The organism is Mycolicibacterium frederiksbergense, from assembly GCF_012223425.1.
In the GTDB taxonomy this organism is placed as follows: domain Bacteria; phylum Actinomycetota; class Actinomycetes; order Mycobacteriales; family Mycobacteriaceae; genus Mycobacterium; species Mycobacterium frederiksbergense.
In genome coordinates this window covers 4,389,148-4,408,175 of record NZ_CP038799.1, presented here as the reverse complement: position 1 = coordinate 4,408,175, position 19,028 = coordinate 4,389,148, and the positions used below count along the sequence as shown (strand labels likewise).

At 66.0% G+C, this 19,028-nt stretch carries 20 protein-coding genes; 11 read left to right on the top strand and 9 right to left on the bottom strand.

Annotated features, from left to right (window positions below; translation table 11 throughout):
- Window positions 1–5: 5 nt before the first annotated feature.
- The 6 genes from EXE63_RS24460 to EXE63_RS24435 form a co-directional block, all read right to left on the bottom strand.
- On the bottom strand, window positions 6–863 hold the full coding sequence (locus EXE63_RS24460; RefSeq protein WP_168144070.1) for an MlaE family ABC transporter permease: 858 nt from the start codon (window positions 861–863) through the stop codon (window positions 6–8).
- Window positions 864–867: 4 nt separating this feature from the next.
- Window positions 868–1,677, bottom strand: a complete 810-nt coding sequence (locus tag EXE63_RS24455) for an MlaE family ABC transporter permease (protein ID WP_105364399.1) — start codon at window positions 1,675–1,677, stop codon at window positions 868–870.
- Complete coding sequence (locus EXE63_RS24450) at window positions 1,667–2,836, bottom strand: thiolase C-terminal domain-containing protein (protein WP_168144069.1); 1,170 nt, start codon at window positions 2,834–2,836, stop codon at window positions 1,667–1,669. Before EXE63_RS24450 ends, EXE63_RS24455 begins: the two co-directional genes overlap by 11 nt.
- 94 nt (window positions 2,837–2,930) lie before the next feature.
- Window positions 2,931–4,106, bottom strand: coding sequence for an OB-fold domain-containing protein (locus EXE63_RS24445; protein ID WP_168144068.1), 1,176 nt, complete (start codon window positions 4,104–4,106; stop codon window positions 2,931–2,933).
- 29 nt (window positions 4,107–4,135) lie between these two features.
- Complete coding sequence (locus EXE63_RS24440) at window positions 4,136–5,302, bottom strand: CaiB/BaiF CoA transferase family protein (protein ID WP_234904637.1); 1,167 nt, start codon at window positions 5,300–5,302, stop codon at window positions 4,136–4,138.
- A gap of 38 nt (window positions 5,303–5,340) precedes the next feature.
- Window positions 5,341–6,852 carry an aldehyde dehydrogenase family protein gene (locus tag EXE63_RS24435; RefSeq protein ID WP_168144066.1) on the bottom strand — a complete coding sequence of 504 codons (1,512 nt, stop codon included), beginning with the start codon at window positions 6,850–6,852 and terminating at the stop codon, window positions 5,341–5,343.
- A gap of 239 nt (window positions 6,853–7,091) precedes the next feature.
- Between EXE63_RS24435 and EXE63_RS24430 the strand changes: the two genes are divergently transcribed.
- From EXE63_RS24430 to EXE63_RS24410, 5 genes are all read left to right on the top strand, one after another.
- Window positions 7,092–7,793, top strand: coding sequence for an SDR family NAD(P)-dependent oxidoreductase (locus EXE63_RS24430; protein WP_168144065.1), 702 nt, complete (start codon window positions 7,092–7,094; stop codon window positions 7,791–7,793).
- Window positions 7,794–7,811: 18 nt separating this feature from the next.
- The gene (locus EXE63_RS24425; RefSeq protein ID WP_168144064.1) at window positions 7,812–8,693 is read left to right on the top strand and encodes a mycofactocin-coupled SDR family oxidoreductase; all 882 of its coding nucleotides are present in this window, start codon (window positions 7,812–7,814) and stop codon (window positions 8,691–8,693) included.
- A gap of 34 nt (window positions 8,694–8,727) precedes the next feature.
- A complete protein-coding gene (locus EXE63_RS24420; protein WP_168144063.1) occupies window positions 8,728–8,919 on the top strand; it encodes a ferredoxin in 192 nt (63 codons plus the stop codon).
- A 51-nt stretch (window positions 8,920–8,970) separates the two neighbouring features.
- Window positions 8,971–10,341 carry a cytochrome P450 gene (locus tag EXE63_RS24415; RefSeq protein ID WP_168144062.1) on the top strand — a complete coding sequence of 457 codons (1,371 nt, stop codon included), beginning with the start codon at window positions 8,971–8,973 and terminating at the stop codon, window positions 10,339–10,341.
- Window positions 10,342–10,533: 192 nt separating this feature from the next.
- Window positions 10,534–10,872 carry a hemophore-related protein gene (locus tag EXE63_RS24410; RefSeq protein WP_168144061.1) on the top strand — a complete coding sequence of 113 codons (339 nt, stop codon included), beginning with the start codon at window positions 10,534–10,536 and terminating at the stop codon, window positions 10,870–10,872.
- A 66-nt stretch (window positions 10,873–10,938) separates the two neighbouring features.
- On the opposite strand, the gene EXE63_RS24405 is transcribed toward EXE63_RS24410, so the two are convergent.
- Together EXE63_RS24405 and EXE63_RS24400 are read right to left on the bottom strand one after the other, a co-directional pair.
- Complete coding sequence (locus EXE63_RS24405) at window positions 10,939–12,114, bottom strand: acyl-CoA dehydrogenase family protein (protein WP_168144060.1); 1,176 nt, start codon at window positions 12,112–12,114, stop codon at window positions 10,939–10,941.
- The gene (locus tag EXE63_RS24400; RefSeq protein WP_168144059.1) at window positions 12,098–13,126 is read right to left on the bottom strand and encodes an acyl-CoA dehydrogenase family protein; all 1,029 of its coding nucleotides are present in this window, start codon (window positions 13,124–13,126) and stop codon (window positions 12,098–12,100) included. The genes EXE63_RS24405 and EXE63_RS24400 overlap by 17 nt, the downstream gene beginning before the upstream one ends.
- Window positions 13,127–13,426: 300 nt before the next feature.
- Between EXE63_RS24400 and EXE63_RS24395 the strand changes: the two genes are divergently transcribed.
- The 4 genes from EXE63_RS24395 to EXE63_RS24380 are packed head-to-tail and all read left to right on the top strand — an operon-like array spanning window position 13,427 to window position 16,987.
- Window positions 13,427–14,503: an amidohydrolase family protein gene (locus EXE63_RS24395; protein ID WP_168145749.1), complete on the top strand. Its 1,077-nt coding sequence runs from the start codon at window positions 13,427–13,429 to the stop codon at window positions 14,501–14,503.
- A gap of 22 nt (window positions 14,504–14,525) precedes the next feature.
- Window positions 14,526–15,671 carry an amidohydrolase family protein gene (locus tag EXE63_RS24390; protein ID WP_168144058.1) on the top strand — a complete coding sequence of 382 codons (1,146 nt, stop codon included), beginning with the start codon at window positions 14,526–14,528 and terminating at the stop codon, window positions 15,669–15,671.
- 3 nt (window positions 15,672–15,674) lie between these two features.
- Window positions 15,675–16,076 (top strand): Rieske (2Fe-2S) protein, encoded by a 402-nt coding sequence (locus EXE63_RS24385; protein WP_168144057.1) that lies wholly within the window; start codon window positions 15,675–15,677, stop codon window positions 16,074–16,076.
- A complete protein-coding gene (locus EXE63_RS24380; protein ID WP_168144056.1) occupies window positions 16,073–16,987 on the top strand; it encodes an alpha/beta fold hydrolase in 915 nt (304 codons plus the stop codon). Before EXE63_RS24385 ends, EXE63_RS24380 begins: the two co-directional genes overlap by 4 nt.
- Before the next feature lie 5 nt (window positions 16,988–16,992).
- On the opposite strand, the gene EXE63_RS24375 is transcribed toward EXE63_RS24380, so the two are convergent.
- Window positions 16,993–17,466, bottom strand: coding sequence for a hypothetical protein (locus EXE63_RS24375; RefSeq protein WP_168144055.1), 474 nt, complete (start codon window positions 17,464–17,466; stop codon window positions 16,993–16,995).
- Window positions 17,467–17,502: 36 nt separating this feature from the next.
- Between EXE63_RS24375 and EXE63_RS24370 the strand changes: the two genes are divergently transcribed.
- Together EXE63_RS24370 and EXE63_RS24365 are read left to right on the top strand one after the other, a co-directional pair.
- Window positions 17,503–18,780, top strand: coding sequence for an NADH-ubiquinone oxidoreductase-F iron-sulfur binding region domain-containing protein (locus EXE63_RS24370; RefSeq protein ID WP_168144054.1), 1,278 nt, complete (start codon window positions 17,503–17,505; stop codon window positions 18,778–18,780).
- The gene (locus EXE63_RS24365; RefSeq protein ID WP_168144053.1) at window positions 18,777–19,028 is read left to right on the top strand and encodes a ferredoxin; all 252 of its coding nucleotides are present in this window, start codon (window positions 18,777–18,779) and stop codon (window positions 19,026–19,028) included. Before EXE63_RS24370 ends, EXE63_RS24365 begins: the two co-directional genes overlap by 4 nt.

Below are 19,028 nucleotides of genomic sequence, written 5' to 3'. Positions count from 1 at the left end.
TGCCCCTAGCCCGACAGGTTGAAGTTGCCGTTGGAGCCGTAGATGGCCAGCGACACCAACAGGGTCACCGACACCACCACGACCAGTGAGGTCCGCACCGCGTTGCCGACCGCCACCCCGACCCCGGACGGTCCGCCGGTGGCGAAGAACCCGAAGTAGGTATGGATGAACAGCACCGCCAGCGCCATCAGAATCGCCTGCAGGAACGACCACAACAGGTCGATCGGATTGAGGAACGTGTTGAAGTAGTGCGAGTACAGGCCGCTGGACTGCCCGAACAGCACCGTGGTGGTGAACTCACTGGCCAGGAACGACAGCACCACCGCGATCGAGTACAGCGGCGTGATCGCGATCATGCCCGCCACGATCCGGGTGGACACCAGGTACTCGACCGGCCGGATCGCCATGGCTTCCAGCGCGTCGATCTCCTCGTTGATCCGCATCGCACCCAACTGCGCGGTCACACCGGCGCCGAAGGTGGCCGCCAGCCCGATCCCGGCGATCACCGGTGCCGCGATGCGCACGTTGATGAACGCCGACAAAAAGCCCGTCAGCGCCTCGATACCGATATTGCCCAGGCTCGAATACCCCTGCACGGCAAGCGTGCCGCCGGTCGCCAAGGTCAGGAAGCCGACGATCACCAGCGTGCCGCCGATCATCGCCAGCGCACCGGCGCCCATCGAGATCTCGGCGATCAGCCTGATCACCTCACGCCGGTAATGCAACGCGGCCAGCGGGATGCCCCTGACGGCGCGGGCATAGAACAGGGTGTGATCCCCCAGCGAGGCCAGCGACACGACCGGGCGCTTGAAGGTGCGCGCCAACCGCGGATAGGTGGACTTCAGTACGGCGACATTTCCCATGAGATCAGCTGTCCGTCATCTGGATACCGATGGCGGTGACCACCACGTTGACCACGAACAGCGCCATGAAGGCGTACACCACCGTCTCGTTGACCGCGTTACCGACTGCCTTCGCACCGCCACCGCTGATCGTCAAACCGCGGTAACAGGCAATCAATCCGGCGATCAGACCGAACAGTCCCGCCTTGACACACGAGATGATCACCTCCGGCACACCGGTCAGCAGCGTGATCCCGGCGGCGAACGCACCCGGGTTGACGTCCTGGACGAACACCGAGAAGAAGTAGCCGCCCAGGATGCCGATGATCACCACCAGACTGTTGAGCAGCAGGGCCACCAAACCCGAGGCCAGCATCCGCGGCGTCACCAGACGCTGCACCGGGTTGATCCCGAGCACCTCCATGGCGTCGATCTCCTCGCGGATGGTCCGCGAGCCGAGATCCGCGCACATCGCCGTCGCACCCGCGCCGGCCACGATCAGCACCGTGACCATCGGACCCACCTGGGTCACCGCGCCGAACGCCGCACCGGCCCCGGACAGATCCGCCGCACCCAACTCGCGAAGCAGGATGTTCAGCGTGAACGACACCAGCACCGTGAACGGAATGGCCACCAGCAGCGTCGGTCCCAGTGCCACCTTCGCGACGAACCACGCCTGCTCCAGGAACTCACGCCAGAAGAACGGCCGCTGAAACAGATACTTCACCGCATCCGCGCTCATCGCGAACAGACCACCCACGGCCTGCATCGGCCCCGAGGCGTTACGAGCTATTGCGATACCCGGAGTCCACCGGTCCGGACCCTTACCTGCCATACCCATCGGGTCCTTCCAAGATCGTGACTGCTGCTACTGCCGTCGGGCCGCCGACGTTGTGCGCCAACGCGACTCGGGCTCCATCTACTTGGTTGACGGCCTCACCGCGCAGCTGCTGAAACAGCTCAACGCACTGTGCCACACCGGTGGCACCCGGTGGATGCCCTTTGGACTTCAAACCTCCACTGGGATTCACCGGCAGCGCTCCCCCGACGCTGGTGACTTCCGCCTCGGCGAGTTTGTACGCGTCGAAGCGGTCAGCAAAGCCAAGATCTTCATAGCTGATCAACTCGATTCCGGTGAAGAAATCGTGGACTTCGGCGACATGAATGTCCGAAGGTGTCATATTTGCCATCCCGAAGGCCTGTTTGGCCGCCCGGACGGTCGCCGGGAAGGTGGTCAGGTCCTCTTTGTGTTGATGCATCACCGAATCCAGCCCGAGGCCGACACCGCGGATCCACACCGGCCGGTCGGTGAAACGTTCCACCACATCCTCGGCGGCGATCACCAGCGCGGCGGCGCCGTCGCTCTGCGGCGCACAGTCATAGACATGGAAAGGAGTGACCACCACCGGCGCCGTCATGGCCTGCTCCATGGTGATCTCAAACCGTAAGCGGGCCTTGGGGTTCGTGACCCCGTGCCGGTGGTTTTTCACCGCGATCATGGCCAGGTGTTCCCGGGTCGCCGGCGACTCGTGCAGGTAGCGACGCACGTGCAGCGCGAAACCGGCGGGCGCCACCAGCCCCAGCGGGTAGTCCCAGGCCTTGTCGCGCGCCATCGCCTCCCACTCCCACAGCATGTCTGCCGAAGTGGTGTCGCGCAGCTTGTCCGCCCCCATGACCAGTGCGACGTCGAAGGCGCCCGAGGCGACCCCGAACAGTGCGTTGCGCACCGCGTCGTTGCCGGTGGCACAGGAATTCTCGACGCGCGTCACCGGGATGTCGGGCAACCCCAACGTATCGGCGAGGATCCCCGCCGGGAATCCGTCGGCGGTACCCATCGAGCCGTACCAGGCCGCCTGGAGGTCGAACTTGTCCAGGCCCTTGTCGATGCTGTGCACGCAGTCGGCGAATGCCAGTGGCAGCAGATCCTTGAGGCCGAGCGCGAAGTGCTCACCAAAGGTGGTCATCCCCGCGCCGACGATGGCGACGTTTCTCATGGCCTCCCCTCGGTGCCGCGAGGGACAGTATCGAATGCTTTACCGTAAACGTGGCGATATTCGCCAAATCTGCCCCCGCACGCACCGCGGGCGCTCATGCGACTGCCTCGTCGGGCGCGAAGGCGTACCCGTAGTCGGGCACACCGGAACGCATCGCGACCCGCCGCAGCGCCAGCCGGCCGCGGTCCCCGATGTCGACGGTGCCGGGCTGCACCCCGGTGACCTTGACCAGCGCCCGCACCCGCACCCCGTCGAGCTCGACGATCACCAGCGAGTAGGGCGTCCGCAGACCGGGGACCGGGACGTGGACGGTCACCTCGGTGTAGACGGTGCCGGTGCGCGGTAACGGCACCAGCTCGTAGTCGGTGCCCAGCGTGCCGTCGCGGGCCACCCGGAAACGCGGTGGGAAGTCGAGTTCGTCGCTGCCGGCGAAAGTGCCCGCTTCCCAACGCACCTTGGCCTCGAAGGCACGCTCATAGGCGGCCAGCGAGATCGGGATGTCCGCGCCCTTGGCACAGGTGTACGCCGGGGCGGGCCGGGCCGGGATCTCGCGGCGATGAACCGTCGCGCATCCACCGCTGACCGTGATCCCGGACAGAATGGCCTGCTCGACGGCGACCAGCGGCCCGGTCCGGCCCGTCTCGGCCAATCCGGCGAGGGCGAAAATGCCGGCGCTGGCGCCCATGGTCGGTAGCACCGGCGGATCGGGCAGACACAGTTCGGCGGCCCGGGTGTGATCGACCCCCGCCACCGCCGCCGGGGTGTCCAGCCAGGCGGCCTCCAATGACGCGATCAACCCACGTTCGTGCAAAAACCTCGGGTCGCCGTAGTCCTGGATGCCGCCCGCCTCGGTCCGGGTACGCACCGGCAGGCTGCGCGCCAGCCGGGCCGCGGTCCGCACCTGCAGCCCGTGTTCGGCGGTGACCAGGGCGGCGGCGCCGGCAGGATCGAGATCCACGCCGATGATCAGCGTGCGCGGACGCGCCGAACTCAGCGCGTCGGCGGTCGCGGGTGCGCCGCCCAACCGTTCGTCCACCTCGAGTTCGGGGTCCAGCCCCAACCCGGCCAGCAGCACCGCGGCATTGCTGCTCTCGACCAGCGGCAGGCTGCGGCTCACCAGCACCACCCGTTCGACGGCGCCACCGGACTCCAGCGCGGCGCGGCCGGCCTCGACGGCGAGGGTGATCGCATCCTCGTCATCGCCGGGCACCCGCCGTGTGGGGGTACCCCAGCACGGCAGATAGGTACCGATCGATGAAACGTAGGGCATGGGCTGTGTGGGTACCTCTCGGGACGAACTTAAGTAACGGCGCCTGCGGTTTTGAGCTCGATGATGCGGTCCCAGTCCAGGCCGAGTTCCAACAGGATCTCCTCGGTCTGCTCGGCGAATCCCGGGGCGCCACCGGTACTCGGCGCGGTGACGTCGAACTGCACCGGGTTGGCCACCAGTTCGAGATCGCCGGCCTGCACGATGTACTCGTTGGACCGGATCTGGGTGTCCTTGGCGGCCTGCAGCGTGTCCTGAACCGGAGCCCACGGCCCGGCGAGGGTGGCGAAACGCTCGCTCCACTCGGGCAGCGTGCGCTTGCGCATCGCCTCGGTGAGGATCTCGTTGGCGGCGGCGGTGTTCTCACCGATCGATTCCGCGGTGGCGAACCGGGGGTCGTCGATCAACTCTTCGAGATCCATGTGCCGGCACACGTCGGCCCAGAACTTCGTCGGCTGCATCATGACGAAGGAGATGTAGCGGTCGTCGGCGGTCGGGTACAGCCCGACGAGCGGGTTCAGCGGCGAACCCTGCATTCCCGGCGGGAAGGCCTCCATCCGCTGGTCGAGATGATTGGTCAGCGCCACGGTGTGGCCCAGCGCCCACAGGCCGCTGCCGAGCAGCGAGACATCCACCACCGACGGTTCGCCGGTGCGCTCACGCTTGAGCAGCGCCGCGGCGATACCGCCGGCAAGGTTCGTCCCCGAGATGGTGTCGCCGTAGGCGGGTCCCGGGGGGCCGACCATGCCCGGCGTGCCGGGTGCCGTGATGGTCGCGGCCGTGCCGGCGCGGCACCAGAACGCCGTCATGTCGTAGCCGCCCTTGACCGACTCCTCGCCGCGGGGCCCCAGCGCGCTGCCTCTGGCGTAGATGACGTTCGGGTTCACCGTGCGGATGTCCTCGACGTCGATGCCGAACTTCTCGCGGTGCCCAGGCAGGAAACTGGTCAGGAAAACATCTGCGCGGCGGGCGAGTTCGAGCAGGACCTCTTTGCCCTCGGGCACCGACATGTCCAGACCGATGCTGCGCTTACCGCGATTGGCGTGCTCGATGTTCGGGTTCGGGTCGCCCTCGACCCGCAGCAGACCGGTCTGGCGCAGCCCGCGCTGGGGGTCGCCGGTGACCGCGTGCTCGACCTTGACGACGTCGGCGCCCCATTCGGCGAGCACGGCGCCCGCCGACGGGACGAATCCGTACATCGCGACCTCGAGGACCCGGATTCCGTCCAGCGGCTTGCTCACGATGGCACCACCGGAACGGCGAACGTCTTGCCCTCCAGGAACTCTTCGAGTCCGGCCACACCCATCTCGCGTCCGATGCCGGATTGCTTGAACCCGCCGAAGGGGCTGTCCGGGCTGAAGTAGTTGCCGCCGTTGATGGAGAAGGTGCCGGTACGGATGCGCCGCGCGATCGCGAGCGCACGCTCCTGGCTGCCGAACACCGCGCCGGACAGGCCATAGATGGAGTTGTTCGCGATCCGTACCGCGTCGTCGTCATCGTCGTAGGCGATGACCGCGAGGACCGGGCCGAAGACCTCTTCCTGGGCGATCTCGCTGTCGGGGTCGACATCGGTGAGCAGGGTCGGTGTGTAGAAGTAGCCCGGCCCCTTCTTCTCGCCCCCGGTCACCAGTGTTGCCCCGGCGGCGACGGCTCGCTGGACCATGGCGTCGACCTTGTCGCGCTGTTTCTCGCTGATCAGTGGACCCATGTAGGTGGACGGGTCGGTCGGATCTCCGAAGCGCACATGCCCGAAGTTGGCCTTGACCAGTTCGACGATCTCGTCGTGGTGCGTGCGCGGCACCAGCAGGCGTGAGGTCAGCGCGCAGCCTTGGCCGGCGTGGGTGACCATGCTGAACGCGGAGAAGAGTGCGGCAGTGCCGAAGTCGGCGTCGTCGAGGACGATCGCGGCGGACTTGCCACCGAGCTCGAGGAAGACCTTCTTGAGCGTGGTGCTCGCCGCCGCCATGATGGCCCGGCCGGTCGGTGTGGAGCCGGTGAAGGTCACCATGTCGACGTCCGGATCGGTGGTCAGCACGGCACCGACCTGTGGGTCGGCTCCGCTGATGACGTTGACGACGCCGGCCGGGATGTCGGTGTGATTGGCGATCAGCTCGCCGAGGGCCAGGGTGATCAGCGGGGTGTCCGGGGCTGCCTTGAGGACGACGGTGCACCCGGCGGCCAGCGCCGGCGCCAGCTTGGCCAGCGCCAGCTGGTTCGGATAGTTGTAGGCGATGATCGCGGCCACCACGCCGCCGGCTTCCTTCTCGACCCAGCGGTGATGCTGCTGCCCGCGGCTCTCGACGTGACCGAGGTCCTCGGTGAGCGGGTAGTCGCGCAACAGGTTCGTGTAGTACTCGACGATGGCGATCGGCTGATCCAGCTGCGCGCCCAGGTTCAGCGCGGCGGTGGCACCCACCTCCGCGGTGGTCAGCGCGGCGAGTTCGTCGCGGTTGGCCAGCAGTGCGGCGTGGAACTGCTCGAGGCACCGCACCCGCAGCGCCACATCGGTGGCCCAGCCGGAGCCGTCGAAGGCGCGCCGCGCCGCAGCGACGGCGCCCTCGGCATCGGCGACCGATGCGTCCGGCGCGTAGCCGAGCACCTCGCCGGTGGCGGGGTTCACGGTGGCGAAGGTGCGGGCGGCGTCGACGAGTTGTCCGTCGATCAGCATCCGCCGATCGGCCTTCGTAGTGGCTGTTCCGCTGACCGAATCACTGCCGCTCGGGGCGGTGATCGTGGGGGTCTCCGACATCAGGCTCCTCACTGTGATGGAAATTTCATTCTCATCAGGGGCGAATCTTACATCCGGTTCATGAGAACGCAAGAAAGCGTAGATGCGCTAGTCGTATACCCCGAGCTGGGCTGCGGGCCAAAGTTTTGTTCCTCTTTTCAGACCCGCCGATCTTGCGGGATCGCCCGACCCGAGAGTACGGTTCTCATAATCGAAAGGGCGATTCTTGAGATCGCCGCCACACTGAGGAGGCCTCACAGGTGAAGAACGCTGTCGTGACAGGCGGCGGGTCGGGCATCGGACGTGCGATCGCCGACCGTCTGCGCGCGGATGGCTACAACGTCGCCACCCTCGACCTGAACCCCTCGGATACACCGAACGCGTTCATCGCGAACGTGACCGACCGCGCCGCCGTGGACGAGGCGCTCAACGATGTCCGCGGCCAGCTCGGCCCGGTCTCGATACTGGTCAATGCCGCCGGGCTGGACAGCTTCCGCCGTTTCACCGACACCACCTTCGAGCAGTGGCAGCGGGTCATCGACGTGAACCTCAACGGCACGTTCCACTGCATCCAGGCCGTCTTGCCGGAGATGGTCGAGGCCGGCTGGGGACGCATCGTGAACATCTCCTCCTCCAGCACCCACTCGGGGCAGCCCTTCATGGCGCCCTACGTCGCGGCCAAATCCGCGGTCAACGGGCTGACGAAATCGTTGGCGCTCGAATACGGGCCGATGGGCATCACCGTCAACGCCGTCCCGCCCGGCTTCATCGACACCCCCATGCTGCGCAAGGCCGAGGACCGCGGGTTCCTCGGCGATACCGAGAAGCAGATCGAGCAGACCCCGGTGCGCCGGATGGGCAAGCCCGAGGACATCGCTGCGGCCTGCGCCTTCTTCATCTCCGAAGAGGCGAGCTACATCACCGGACAGATCCTGGGCGTCAACGGCGGCCGGAACACCTAGAAGCGAGAAGGGCTGAACATGGGGACCACGGGAAACACTGCAGGCCGGGTAGCCGGAAAAGTCGCGTTCATCACCGGCGCGGCCCGCGGGCAGGGTCGCAGCCACGCGATTCGGCTGGCCGAAGAGGGCGCCGACATCATCGCCGTCGACATCTGTAAGAACTACGACACCGTCGGCTATGCCATGGCCACGGCAGAGGACCTCGAAGAGACCAAGAACTACGTCGAGAAGACCGGCCGCCGGATCGTCACAGCCCAGGCCGACGTTCGCAACGAGGCCGAATTGCGCGGCGCGCTGGAGGCCGGGCTCGCCGAACTCGGCAAGGTCGACATCGTTGTCGCGCAGGCCGGTGTCGCCGCGATGAAGGGTCAGCCGCCGATGCAGGCCTGGACCGACGGCATCAACACCAACTTCGTCGGCACCATCAATGCCATCCAGGTGGCGCTGCCGCATCTGACCGAGGGGGCCTCGATCGTGGCGACCGCCTCGGCGGCCGCACTCATGGACGCCCACAACAAGCCCAACCCCGGTGGCGACCCGGGCGGTATGGGCTACATGGTCAGCAAGCGCCTCATCTCCGAATACGTGCACTACCTGGCCACCGAACTCGCTGTCCGCGGCATCCGGGCCAATGTCATCCATCCGACCAACTGCAACACCGACATGCTGCAGAGCGAGCCGATGTACCGCTCGTTCCGCCCGGACCTGGAGAATCCGACCCGCGCCGACGCGGAGCCGGTCTTCGGCGTGCAACAGGCCATGAAGGTCAACTACATCGAACCCGAGGACATCAGCAACGCGGTGCTGTGGCTGGCCTCCGACGAGTCCCGATTCGTCACCGGCATGCAGTTGCGCGTCGATGCGGGCGGATACCTCAAGTGGTACGACTACCACGTCTGATGGTGCAACCAAACATCCGGAAGGAGCTGGCGCAGTGAAGGTTTCGGTCGACGGAAGCCGCTGCCAGGGGCACACCCTGTGCGCGATGATCGCCCCCGACTCGTTCGAACTCGACGATGTCGACGGCCACGCCTCACCCACCTCGGAAGTGGTGCCCGCCGATCAGGAGGATGCGGTCAAAGAGGCCGTGCACTCCTGCCCCGAGCAAGCGATCGTCGTCGAATGACATGACGGAACCCCAGCGCCATCCACTCCGATAACCAAGGGAGACACCGCCGTGAGCACCGACGACGTCACCACCGATGACGCGCGTAAGCGGAACACGTACCACTTCGACCGGCACACACCCGAGTACCGGCTGCAGTTCGAGAAGATCACCGAGGAGATGCAGTCCCGGTGCCCGATGGCATGGACCGACGTCTACGACGGCCACTGGGTCGCCGCGGACAGCAAGCACGTCTTCGAGCTGGCCCGCTGCCCGGTGGTGTCCAACGACCACGACCTCACCGGTGAGGGCACCGGTTACCAGGGCATCAGCATTCCGGTCGCCAGCCGCGCGAAGACGGTGCGCGGCGGCATTCTGGAGATGGACGAGCCCGACCACAGCACCTACCGCGGCGCGCTGAACCCCTACCTGTCGCCGGCAGCCATCAAGCGCTGGGTCCCGTTCGTCGACGAGATCACCCGCGCGGCACTCGATGAGCACATCGAGACCGGCGAGATCGACTTCGTCGACCACCTCGCCAACGTCGTGCCGGCGGTACTCACCCTGGCGATGATGGGGCTGGACCTCAAGAAGTGGCATGTCTACAGCGAGCCCACGCACGCCTCGGTCTACACCCCCGAGCACTCGCCGGACCGCGAGAAGATCAACGAACAGCACCGTGAGATGGGCATCGACCTGCTCACCAACATGTTCGCCTTCAAGGAGAACCCGAAACCGGGCCTGATCAACGCCCTGCTGCAGCTGCGCATCGACGGTGAGCCCGCACCCGATATGGAGATCCTGGGCAACCTGGGCCTGATCATCGGCGGTGGTTTCGACACCACCACCGCGCTGACGGCGCATGCGCTGGAATGGCTGGGCGAGCACCCCGATCAGCGCAGCCTGCTCAGCCGGGAACGGGAGACCTTGCTCAACCCGGCCACCGAGGAGTTCCTGCGCTTCTTCACCCCGGCCCCCGGTGACGGACGCACCTTCGCCGAGGACGTCGAGGTCGAAGGCACCCAGTTCAAGGAGGGTGAGCGGCTGTGGATCTCATGGGCGATGGCCAACCGCGATCCCTCCGTCTTCGAAGACCCCAACACGATCATCATGGATCGCAAGGGCAACCGGCACTTCAGCTTCGGTATCGGCGTGCACCGCTGTGTGGGCTCCAACGTCGCCCGCACGGTGTTCAAATCGATGCTGACCGCGGTGCTCGACCGGATGCCGGACTACCGCTGTGATCCCGCGGGCACCGTGCACTACGACAGCATCGGTGTCATCCAGGGCATGCGGAAGTTGCCCGCCACCTTCACACCGGGCAAGAAGCTCGGGCCCGGCCTGGACGAGACGCTGGACAACCTGCAGCGCATCTGCGATGAGCAGGAACTGGCCCGGCCGATCACCGAACGCAAGGAAACCGCGGTCATAGACTGGAAGTGATACCGCCGAATTCGGTCGCCCGGATCGGGGAACTTCACCCGTTTGACCAGCGTTACCCCTGGGTAATGGACTTGCGTGGAGCAGCGTCGCTCCTGTTAGCCTTTTGTCCAGAAGATCTGTAACAAATTAGATGTCCTCCACGACAAGGAGGATGTCGCCCGAATCAGTCGGGTGGGGAAAGGTAAAAACCACATGCTCAAGGTGTCGCGCACGAAGCTTGCCGTCGTGATTGGCGGTCTGGCTCTGTCGGTGCCGATGTCGGTCGGGATCGCCTCAGCCCAGCCCGACCTCGGTCCTGTCATCAACACGACCTGTAGCTACGACCAGGTGATGGCCGCCATGAACGCGGAACGTCCCGACCTGGCCGCGCAGTTCAACGCTCAGCCGATGGCGCTGGGGATGCTGCGGACCTTCATGAACTCCGGTCCGGTGGAGCGGCAGAACACGGTCAACCAGATCGCCGCCTACCCGGGCGCCGCGAGCTACCTGGGAGCCACTCTGCAGTTGGCCGGGACCTGCAACAACTACTGAGTTGTAGCAAGCCTGAAAAAAGTCCCGCCTTCCGGTATCGGAAGGCGGGACTTTTTCATGTGCTCGCTAACCGCGGGGCAACCCCAGCACCTGCTGGGCGATGATGTTGCGCTGGATCTCCGATGTCCCGCCGGCGATGGTCCCGGAGAAGCTGCGTGCGTAGCGCTCGAACCAGCTCGCGTAGTAGTGGTCCAAATTCATGTGCGCGTACGGCCCGCTGAAGGACGGGTGGATCAGCCCTTCCGGCCCGGCCGCAACGAGCGCGTTGTTCGCCGCCCGCAGCTCCGCCTCGGCGCCGAGCAGCTTGGGCACTGACACCGCCGCGACGTCGACCTCACCGCGGGCCGCCTTGGCCAGCCCCACCGATCCCAGCAACCGCAGCGCCTGATAATCCATGATGGTCGACGCCAGCTGATCGCGCTCCAGCGGTGTGGAGGGCTTGAAGTCACCGATCGAGTTGGCGATCCGGTCCGCAAACCCCAGCCACATCATGGTGCGCTCGTGGCCCAGCGACCCGTTGGCCACCTTCCAGCCGCCGTTGAGCGGGCCGACGAGATTCTCCGCGGGGACCCGCACATCGGCGAAGAAGACCTCGTTGAAGTCCTTGTTCTCCTCGCCGGTGAGGTCGGCGAACGGCCGGCACACCACGCCTTCGGTATCGGTGGGGATGATCAGCACGCTGATGCCCTTGTGCTTGGGCGCGTCGGGATCGGTGCGCACGAACGTCAGCAGCCAATCGGCGTCATGCGCGCCGGAGGTCCAGACCTTCTGACCGTTGACGACGAACTCGTCACCGTCTCGGACGGCCTTGGTGCGCAAAGACGCCAGATCGGACCCCGCGCTGGGTTCACTCATGCCCAGCGAGGCGGTGCGCTCTCCCTTGAGCACCGGCACCGCCCACTGCTGTTTCTGTTCGTCGGTGCCGAAGGTCAGCAGTGAAGCGGCGATGATGTTGACGCCCTGGGGGTTGAAGCTGTGGTAGATCCGTCGCCGGCACAGCTCCTCGAGGTGCACGAAGCTCTGCAGCACCGATGCGTTGCGCCCGCCGAACTCCGGCGGCTGGGCCGGCAACAGCCAGCCGTTGTCGAACAGCAGTCGCTGCCAGTCGCGTGCCCACTGCGGCATGTGCGATACCGACCGCGGGCGCTCCAGAGTGTCTGCCGCAGAGGGTAAGTGCTCGTCGAGGAAGGCCGAGAACTCGGCACGGAACTCTTCGACGTCGGGATCAAATTCGAGTTGCATCAAACTCCTCGGCGATGAGGGCGCGGTGTTCAGCGGCACCGCCGAGCAGCAGCTCGCCGGCCTTGGCCCGCTTCAGCGCGAACTGAAGGTCGTTCTCCCAGGTGAAGCCCATGGCTCCGAAGGTCTGCAGGCCGTGCTGGAACACCAGCGTCTGGCACTCCCCCGCACTGGCCTTGGCCATCGCCGCGGCGATCCGGCGCCGCGGGTCATCCGCGGCGATGGTGAGCGCGGCGAAATAGGACAGCGCCCGGGCCCTTTCGATGGCCACGTACATGTCGGTGGCCTTGTGCTGGATCGCCTGAAACGATCCGATCGGCACCCCGAACTGGTGGCGGCTCTTGGCATGCTCGAGCGCGAGATCCAAAATGCGCTGACACGCTCCGACCGTGGTGATGGCGATACCCATCAACGCGATATGCCGGGATCGCTCGACCAGAGCCAGTGCGGTCGACGGATCGAGATCCAGCCGGTCGGTCTCCTCCACCCGCACCCGGTCGAAGGTCACCTCGGCGACATGCAGCACCGGATCGAAGATGTCCCGCCGCCGACTGGTGGTCACGTCGGCATTGACGACGAAAACGCCCGCGGGCGTGACGACGGCCAGTCGCTCGGCGCGGTCCCCGTCCAACACGAATTTCGAGGTGCCGTCCAGTTCCCAGCCCTGCCGACTCCAGTTGGCGCTGATGCCCTCATAGATCGCTGCGCCGGCCTTCGAGGGGTCGTAGCGATCACCGGCCAGCGGTGCGAACTGCGACAGCGTGGCGAGCAGCGGCGTCGGGTCGGTGGCGCGGCCGAGTTCCTCGAGCACGATCGCAAGCTCGACCGCGTTCTCCGGGTCGGTCAGCTCGGTCCAACCCGCCTCCCGGTAGGAGTGCCAGAGTTTGTCGGCGGCGTCGTCGCTCCCCGTCTCTTCTGCGATCCCTCGGATGAGCGACGCCGGGCACTGTTTGCCCACCGCGTCACGCACCGTTTCCTGCCAAAGCCGCTGATCAGAGTCGAACTCCAGAAGCATCTGGCACCTCCCGCCTGCACTAGTTCCGTCTGCAGGAGAATAGCATTCTCGCGAAAGGGTGCGAGATTCTCCTTCTGCGACTATCTAGTTTCACTAATTGCCCGCTACGCGACTGACCAGCAGACACTCTCACCAGCGACGATGTAAGCGTTCCGCTGGAGAACAATATTCTTGCTATTGAAGAACAAGGATCTACACTGGGGTTCGAGACGTCGCACTGGGCTGTGCCCACGGCCCGGCCGCAGAGCTGAAGGATGGACCACGGTGAAAGAACTGCAGGACGGTGCGGGAAACGTCGTGATGACCCCCGTTATCGACACCAGCGTGCACATCTTCGTCGCGTCGAACAAGGACCTCCGCAAGAACTTCCTCAAGGAACCGTTCAGCAGCCGGGGCTTCCCGGACTACGAGATGGACTGGTACGGGGCTCCCGGCGGCGAGTACGCCACCCGCACCACCGGCCCCGACGGGCAGTACCCCGGCTCGGATCCCGCGGTCGTGGCCAAGCACCTGTTCACCGACCGCGGCGTCGACATCGCGATCCTGCATCCGATGACGCGCGGCATCATGCCCGACCGTCACCTCGGCTCCGCGATCGCCGCGGCGCACAACGAGATGATGGTGACGCGCTGGCTGGCGCATGACGAGTTCGGTGATCGCTTCCGCGGCACCATCCGGGTCAACCCCGACGACATCGTCGGGGCGCTGCGCGAGATCGACAAGTACAAGGACCATCCGCAGGTGGTGCAACTCGGCATTCCGCTGCAGTCCCGCGAGCTCTACGGAAAGCCACAGTTCTGGCCGCTGTGGGAGGCCGCCGTCGACGCCGGGCTCCCGGTATCGGTGCACTTCGAGGTCGGCTCGGGCGTGGCACTGCCACCGACGCCGAACGGAATCACCCGAACCTACGAGCAGTACGTCGGGTTCACGGCGATGAACTTCCTCTACCACTTGATGAACATGATCGCCGAGGGCGTCTTCGAGCGGTTGCCCGAGCTGAAGTTCGTCTGGGCCGACGGCGCTGCCGACATGCTGACGCCGTTCATGTGGCGGATGGACTGCTTCGGCCGCCCCCACCTCGAGCAGACCCCGTGGGCGCCGAAAATGCCCAGCGACTACCTCCCCAACCACGTGTACTTCGTGCAGGGCGCGCTGGACGGACCCGGTGACGTCGACTTCGCCGGCGAGTGGGCTGGATTCACCGGCAAGGACGACATGGTGATGTACGGATCCAGCTATCCGCACTGGCAGCTCAACGAGCTCTCGGTGCCGCGCAGCTACAGCGCCGAGCAACGCGACAAATTGTGCTGGCGCAATGCGGCTGAGCTGTACGGGATCCAAAGCCCGGTCATCGCGTCCGCCGCCGAGGCACAGTAGAGGGAACGAGGAGGCACACATCATGACCACCACAGCCAATCCGCGGGTATCTGCCACCGAGCGCATCGCCGTGCGGTGCGTCGACTCCGATGTCCATCCGGCCCCGCGCTCAGGCGAGCTCGGCCAGTACCTTCCCGAGCCCTGGCGCAGCAAGTACTTCGGCACGCACAAGGTCGGCGACCAGATCTACTACGACGCACCGGATTACGCGCACTCCTACGCGATGCGCCTGGATGCCTTTCCGCCGGACGGCGAGTTCGCGTGCAGCGACCCTGAACTGGCCTTCAAGCAGCTGATCATGGAGGCCGGCGCGGACGTCGCGATCCTGGAGCCCGCCGCCTACCCGGCGCGGATCCCTGAGGCGCAGCACGCCATGTCGATGGCGCTCAACGACTGGCAGGCCAACCACTGGCTGGACAGCCAGAACAACTGGCACGAGCGCTGGCGCGGGTCGATCTGCCTGGCCATCGAGGAGCCGCAGAAGAGCGTCGAGGAGATCGAGCGCTGGGCCGATCACCCCTATATGTCGCAGATACTCATCAAGGCCGAGCCACGCCCGTCGTGGGGCAATCCCAAATACGACCCCATCTGGGCGGCGGCCGCCAAGCACGACATCCCGGTCAGTTGCCACCTTTCGCGCAGCCACTACGACGAACTGCCCATGCCGCCGGTCGGATTGCCCAGCTACAACCACGATTTCATGGTCACCTACTCGCTGCTGGCGGCCAATCAGGTGATGAGCCTGATCTTCGACGGCACCTTCGACCGGCATCCGACGCTCAAGATCGTCTTCGTCGAGCACGCGTTCAGCTGGATCCTGCCGCTGATGTGGCGGATGGACGCGCTCTATGAGGCCCGCAAGTCCTGGGTGGACATCAAGCGCAAGCCCAGCGAGTACGTCAAGGACCACATCAAGTTCACCACCCAGCCGCTGGACTACCCGGAGGACAAGACCGAGTTGACCCGGGCCTTCGAGTGGATGGAGTGCGAAAAGATCCTGTTGTTCAGCAGCGATTACCCACACTGGACGTTCGACGATCCGCGCTGGCTGGTCAAGCACCTACCCGAGCATGCCCGCGAACCCATCATGTTCCGCAACGCGATGTCGACCTATCGCAACGTGCCGAGCACTGTGCCGGCCCTTGAGGGCCAGGTTCGGGTCTTCTAACCCATGAGCAACGACACGGAGGCTGGGCGGGAGCCCCGCCTGGCACAAGGACGCGAGCACATCGTCGCCACTGTCGACGAGATCCCGCACGGCGCACACAAACTCGTGCCGATCGGCCGGCACGGAGTCGGCGTCTACAACGTCAACGGCACCTTCTATGCCATCGCGAACTACTGCCCGCATGAGGGTGGCCCGCTGTGTTCGGGCCGCGCACGCGGGCTCAACATCGTCGACGAGAGCGTGCCCGGTGATGCAGTCATGGTGCGCGACAAGGAATACATCTTCTGCCCATGGCACCAGTGGGGTTTCGAACTGGCCACCGGCACCACCGCGGTCAAACCGGAGTGGAGCATCCGCACCTACCCGGTCCGGGTGGTCGGTAACGATGTGCTGGTGCAAGCATGAGTGCAGAGACCGGGCCGGCACTGACCGGCGGCGAGAAGTCCATCGAGATCAACGGCGGCAATGTCGTCTACGAAATCCTGGGTGAGACCGGCGAATTCATCGCCCTCACCCCGGGCGGACGGTTCAGCAAGGACATCCCGGGACTCCTGCCACTGGCCGAGGCACTGGTCGCGGGCGGTTACCGGGTATTGCTGTGGGACCGGCCCAATTGCGGCAAGTCCGATGTGCAGTTCTACGGCCTGAGCGAATCGCACATGCGGGCCGAGACGCTGTTCCGGCTGATCACCGAACTCGGTGTGGGCCCGTGCCACATCCTCGGTGGATCCGGCGGCGCACGGGACTCGATGATCACCACCATGCTGTACCCGGAGATCGTCCGGAAACTGGTGGTGTGGAACATCGTCGGCGGCGTGTACGGATCCTTCGTACTCGGCGGGCACTACGTCACGCCCAGCATCCTCGCGGTGCGCGGCCTGGGCATCGAGGGACTGCTCAAGGTCCCGGAATGGCGCGAGCGCATCGAGCAAAACCCGGCCAATCGTCAGCGCCTGCTCGACTTCGACACCGATGCCTATCTCAAGGTGATGCTGCGCTGGCTGAACGCCTACGTGCCCAAGCCCGGCCAGACCATCCCCGGCGTCCCCGACGAGTTGTTCGACAACATCACCGTGCCCACCCTGATCATCCGGGGCGGCGAGAACGACTGGGACCATCCCAAGCGAACCTCGCTCGAAGTGAGCTGCCTGATCAAGGGCTCCACCCTGATCGACCCGCCGTGGCCCGAGGACGCCTGGGAGCGGGCCGGAGAGAAGTTCGCCCAGAGCGGCGGCAAGAATTTCTGCCTGTTCGACACCTGGGTGCAGGCGGCGCCGCCCATCCTGGACTTCCTGGGCGCCCCGGACGGATCCTGATGAGCTCACTGCAACAGGATCCGCACCTCACTGTTCAGCGACGCCTCCAGCGCGGTGTGAATCCGGCTTTCCGGAACCCGCTCCAGATCCGCCCGGCGCAGCGTCACCTCGACCACGTCCCAGCCCTGCCCGCTGGGATACCGGTGTACATCGCCGGTCAGACCGAAGCCGGCCAGTACGCCATGCGCGTCGTCATCGGTGCCACGACTGACGAAGGTCAGCACCCCGGGCGCCACTTCGGTTCCGAATGCTTTGCCGCACAACGTGACCACCGCACTGCGCAGCGCCTCGGCATCATCACCGGCCAACAACACCTCGACCTCACGCCGGTTGGCCGGCATGACCGAGAGATCCGCATCGATCACGTCGGCGCCGATAGGGCCGCACAGTCCCCGGAGCGTCACCATGCCCTCGGTTAACTGTGCGGGCGTCAGCCGCCCCGTCGGGTCCACCTCGACGCGCACCACCGCAGTTCTCACGGCCGTCAGCCTAACGGTGGAAAGGAAGCGCCGGTCATGACTACCACCGCAACCGATCTCAGAGTCGATGTCTGGCCCGGGCTCACCCCCAGGCTGCTGCGGACGTCGTCGGTGCCGGAAGACCTCGACGAATACGCGGGCGCCGGGGGCTATCAACAGATCGACGATGCCGATGTGCTGCTCGACGCGGTGGCAGCATCCGGTCTGCTCGGTCGCGGCGGTGCCGCATTCCCGTTGTCGGTCAAGCTGAGCACGGTGCGGGCCGCCGCACGTGCCGGCAAACAGACCGTCGTCATCGCCAACGGCGAAGAGGGCGAGCCCGCTTCGGTCAAAGACCGCTGGCTGCTGCGCAACCGGCCGCACCTGGTGCTCGACGGCCTGCGACTGGCCGCCGAGGTCGTCGGCGCCCAGCGCGGCTATGTGTACGTCTCCGACCCGCACGCCGCCACCGCGGTGGAGTCGGCACTCGCCGACGCTCGACTCGAAGGGCTACAGGTCAGCGTGGTGACCGTTGACTCCACCTATATCGCCGGCGAGGAGTCGGCGGCGGTCCGGGTGATCAACGGCGGACCGGCCAAACCGACCGACAAACCACCACGCGTATTCGAAGTGGGCGTCGCAGGCCACCCAACCCTGGTGAGCAATGTCGAGACGCTGTCGCACCTGCCGTTCATCCTGCGCAACGGACCGGCCGAGTTCCGCAGGTACGGTACCCAGTCCTCGCCGGGCACCTTCCTGGCCACCATCACCGGCGCGGGCCGCCCACCGGCACTGTACGAACTACCGCACGGCACCAAGGCCGCCGATCTGTTCGTGCTGCACGGAGTTGATCCCGAGTCGGTGACCGGTGCGTTGATGGGCGGGTACTTCGCCGGTCTGCTCAACCGGGCCATCGTGGACACCACCCTGGACCACGAATCGGTGCGGGCTCTGGGCAGTGGGCTCGGATGCGGCGCCATCGCGGTGCTGACCGAGGACTGCCCGGTCGCGGTCGCCGCGTCCGTGCTTGCCTATTTCGACCGGGAGAACGCCGGGCAGTGTGGTTCCTGCTTCAACGGCACCGCCGCGATGGCAGCGGTCACCGATGCGCTGCGCGACGGCGCCGCCACCGCCGAGGATGTGGCGCGGCTGCGTCGCTGGTCGGTGGTGCTGCGCGGGCGGGGTGCCTGCGCGACGCTCGACGGTGCAGCCAATGTCGCGGCGAGCCTGCTGGATCAGTTCCCCGAACTCGTCGAAAGCCATCTCGACGGCGGTTGCGCCGACTGCACCGGGCTTTCGGCCTTGCGTCCCTTCGAAGTTGAGGCGGTGTCGTGAAGATCAAACTCGACAGGACCCTGTGCGACGGGTTCGGTATCTGCGCCAAGCACGCGCCGACGTACTTCTCGCTCGACGATTGGGGCTACGCCTGCCTGGAGGGCAACGGCGAGGTGCCCGAACAGGATCGCGATGCGGTGATGCGCGCACTGCTGGACTGCCCGGTACACGCCATCATCGAGATCCCGACGGTGCAGCAGGACCGGGATCACGCCGCCGACCCCGCGGCCACTACAGCAAGGAGCTGA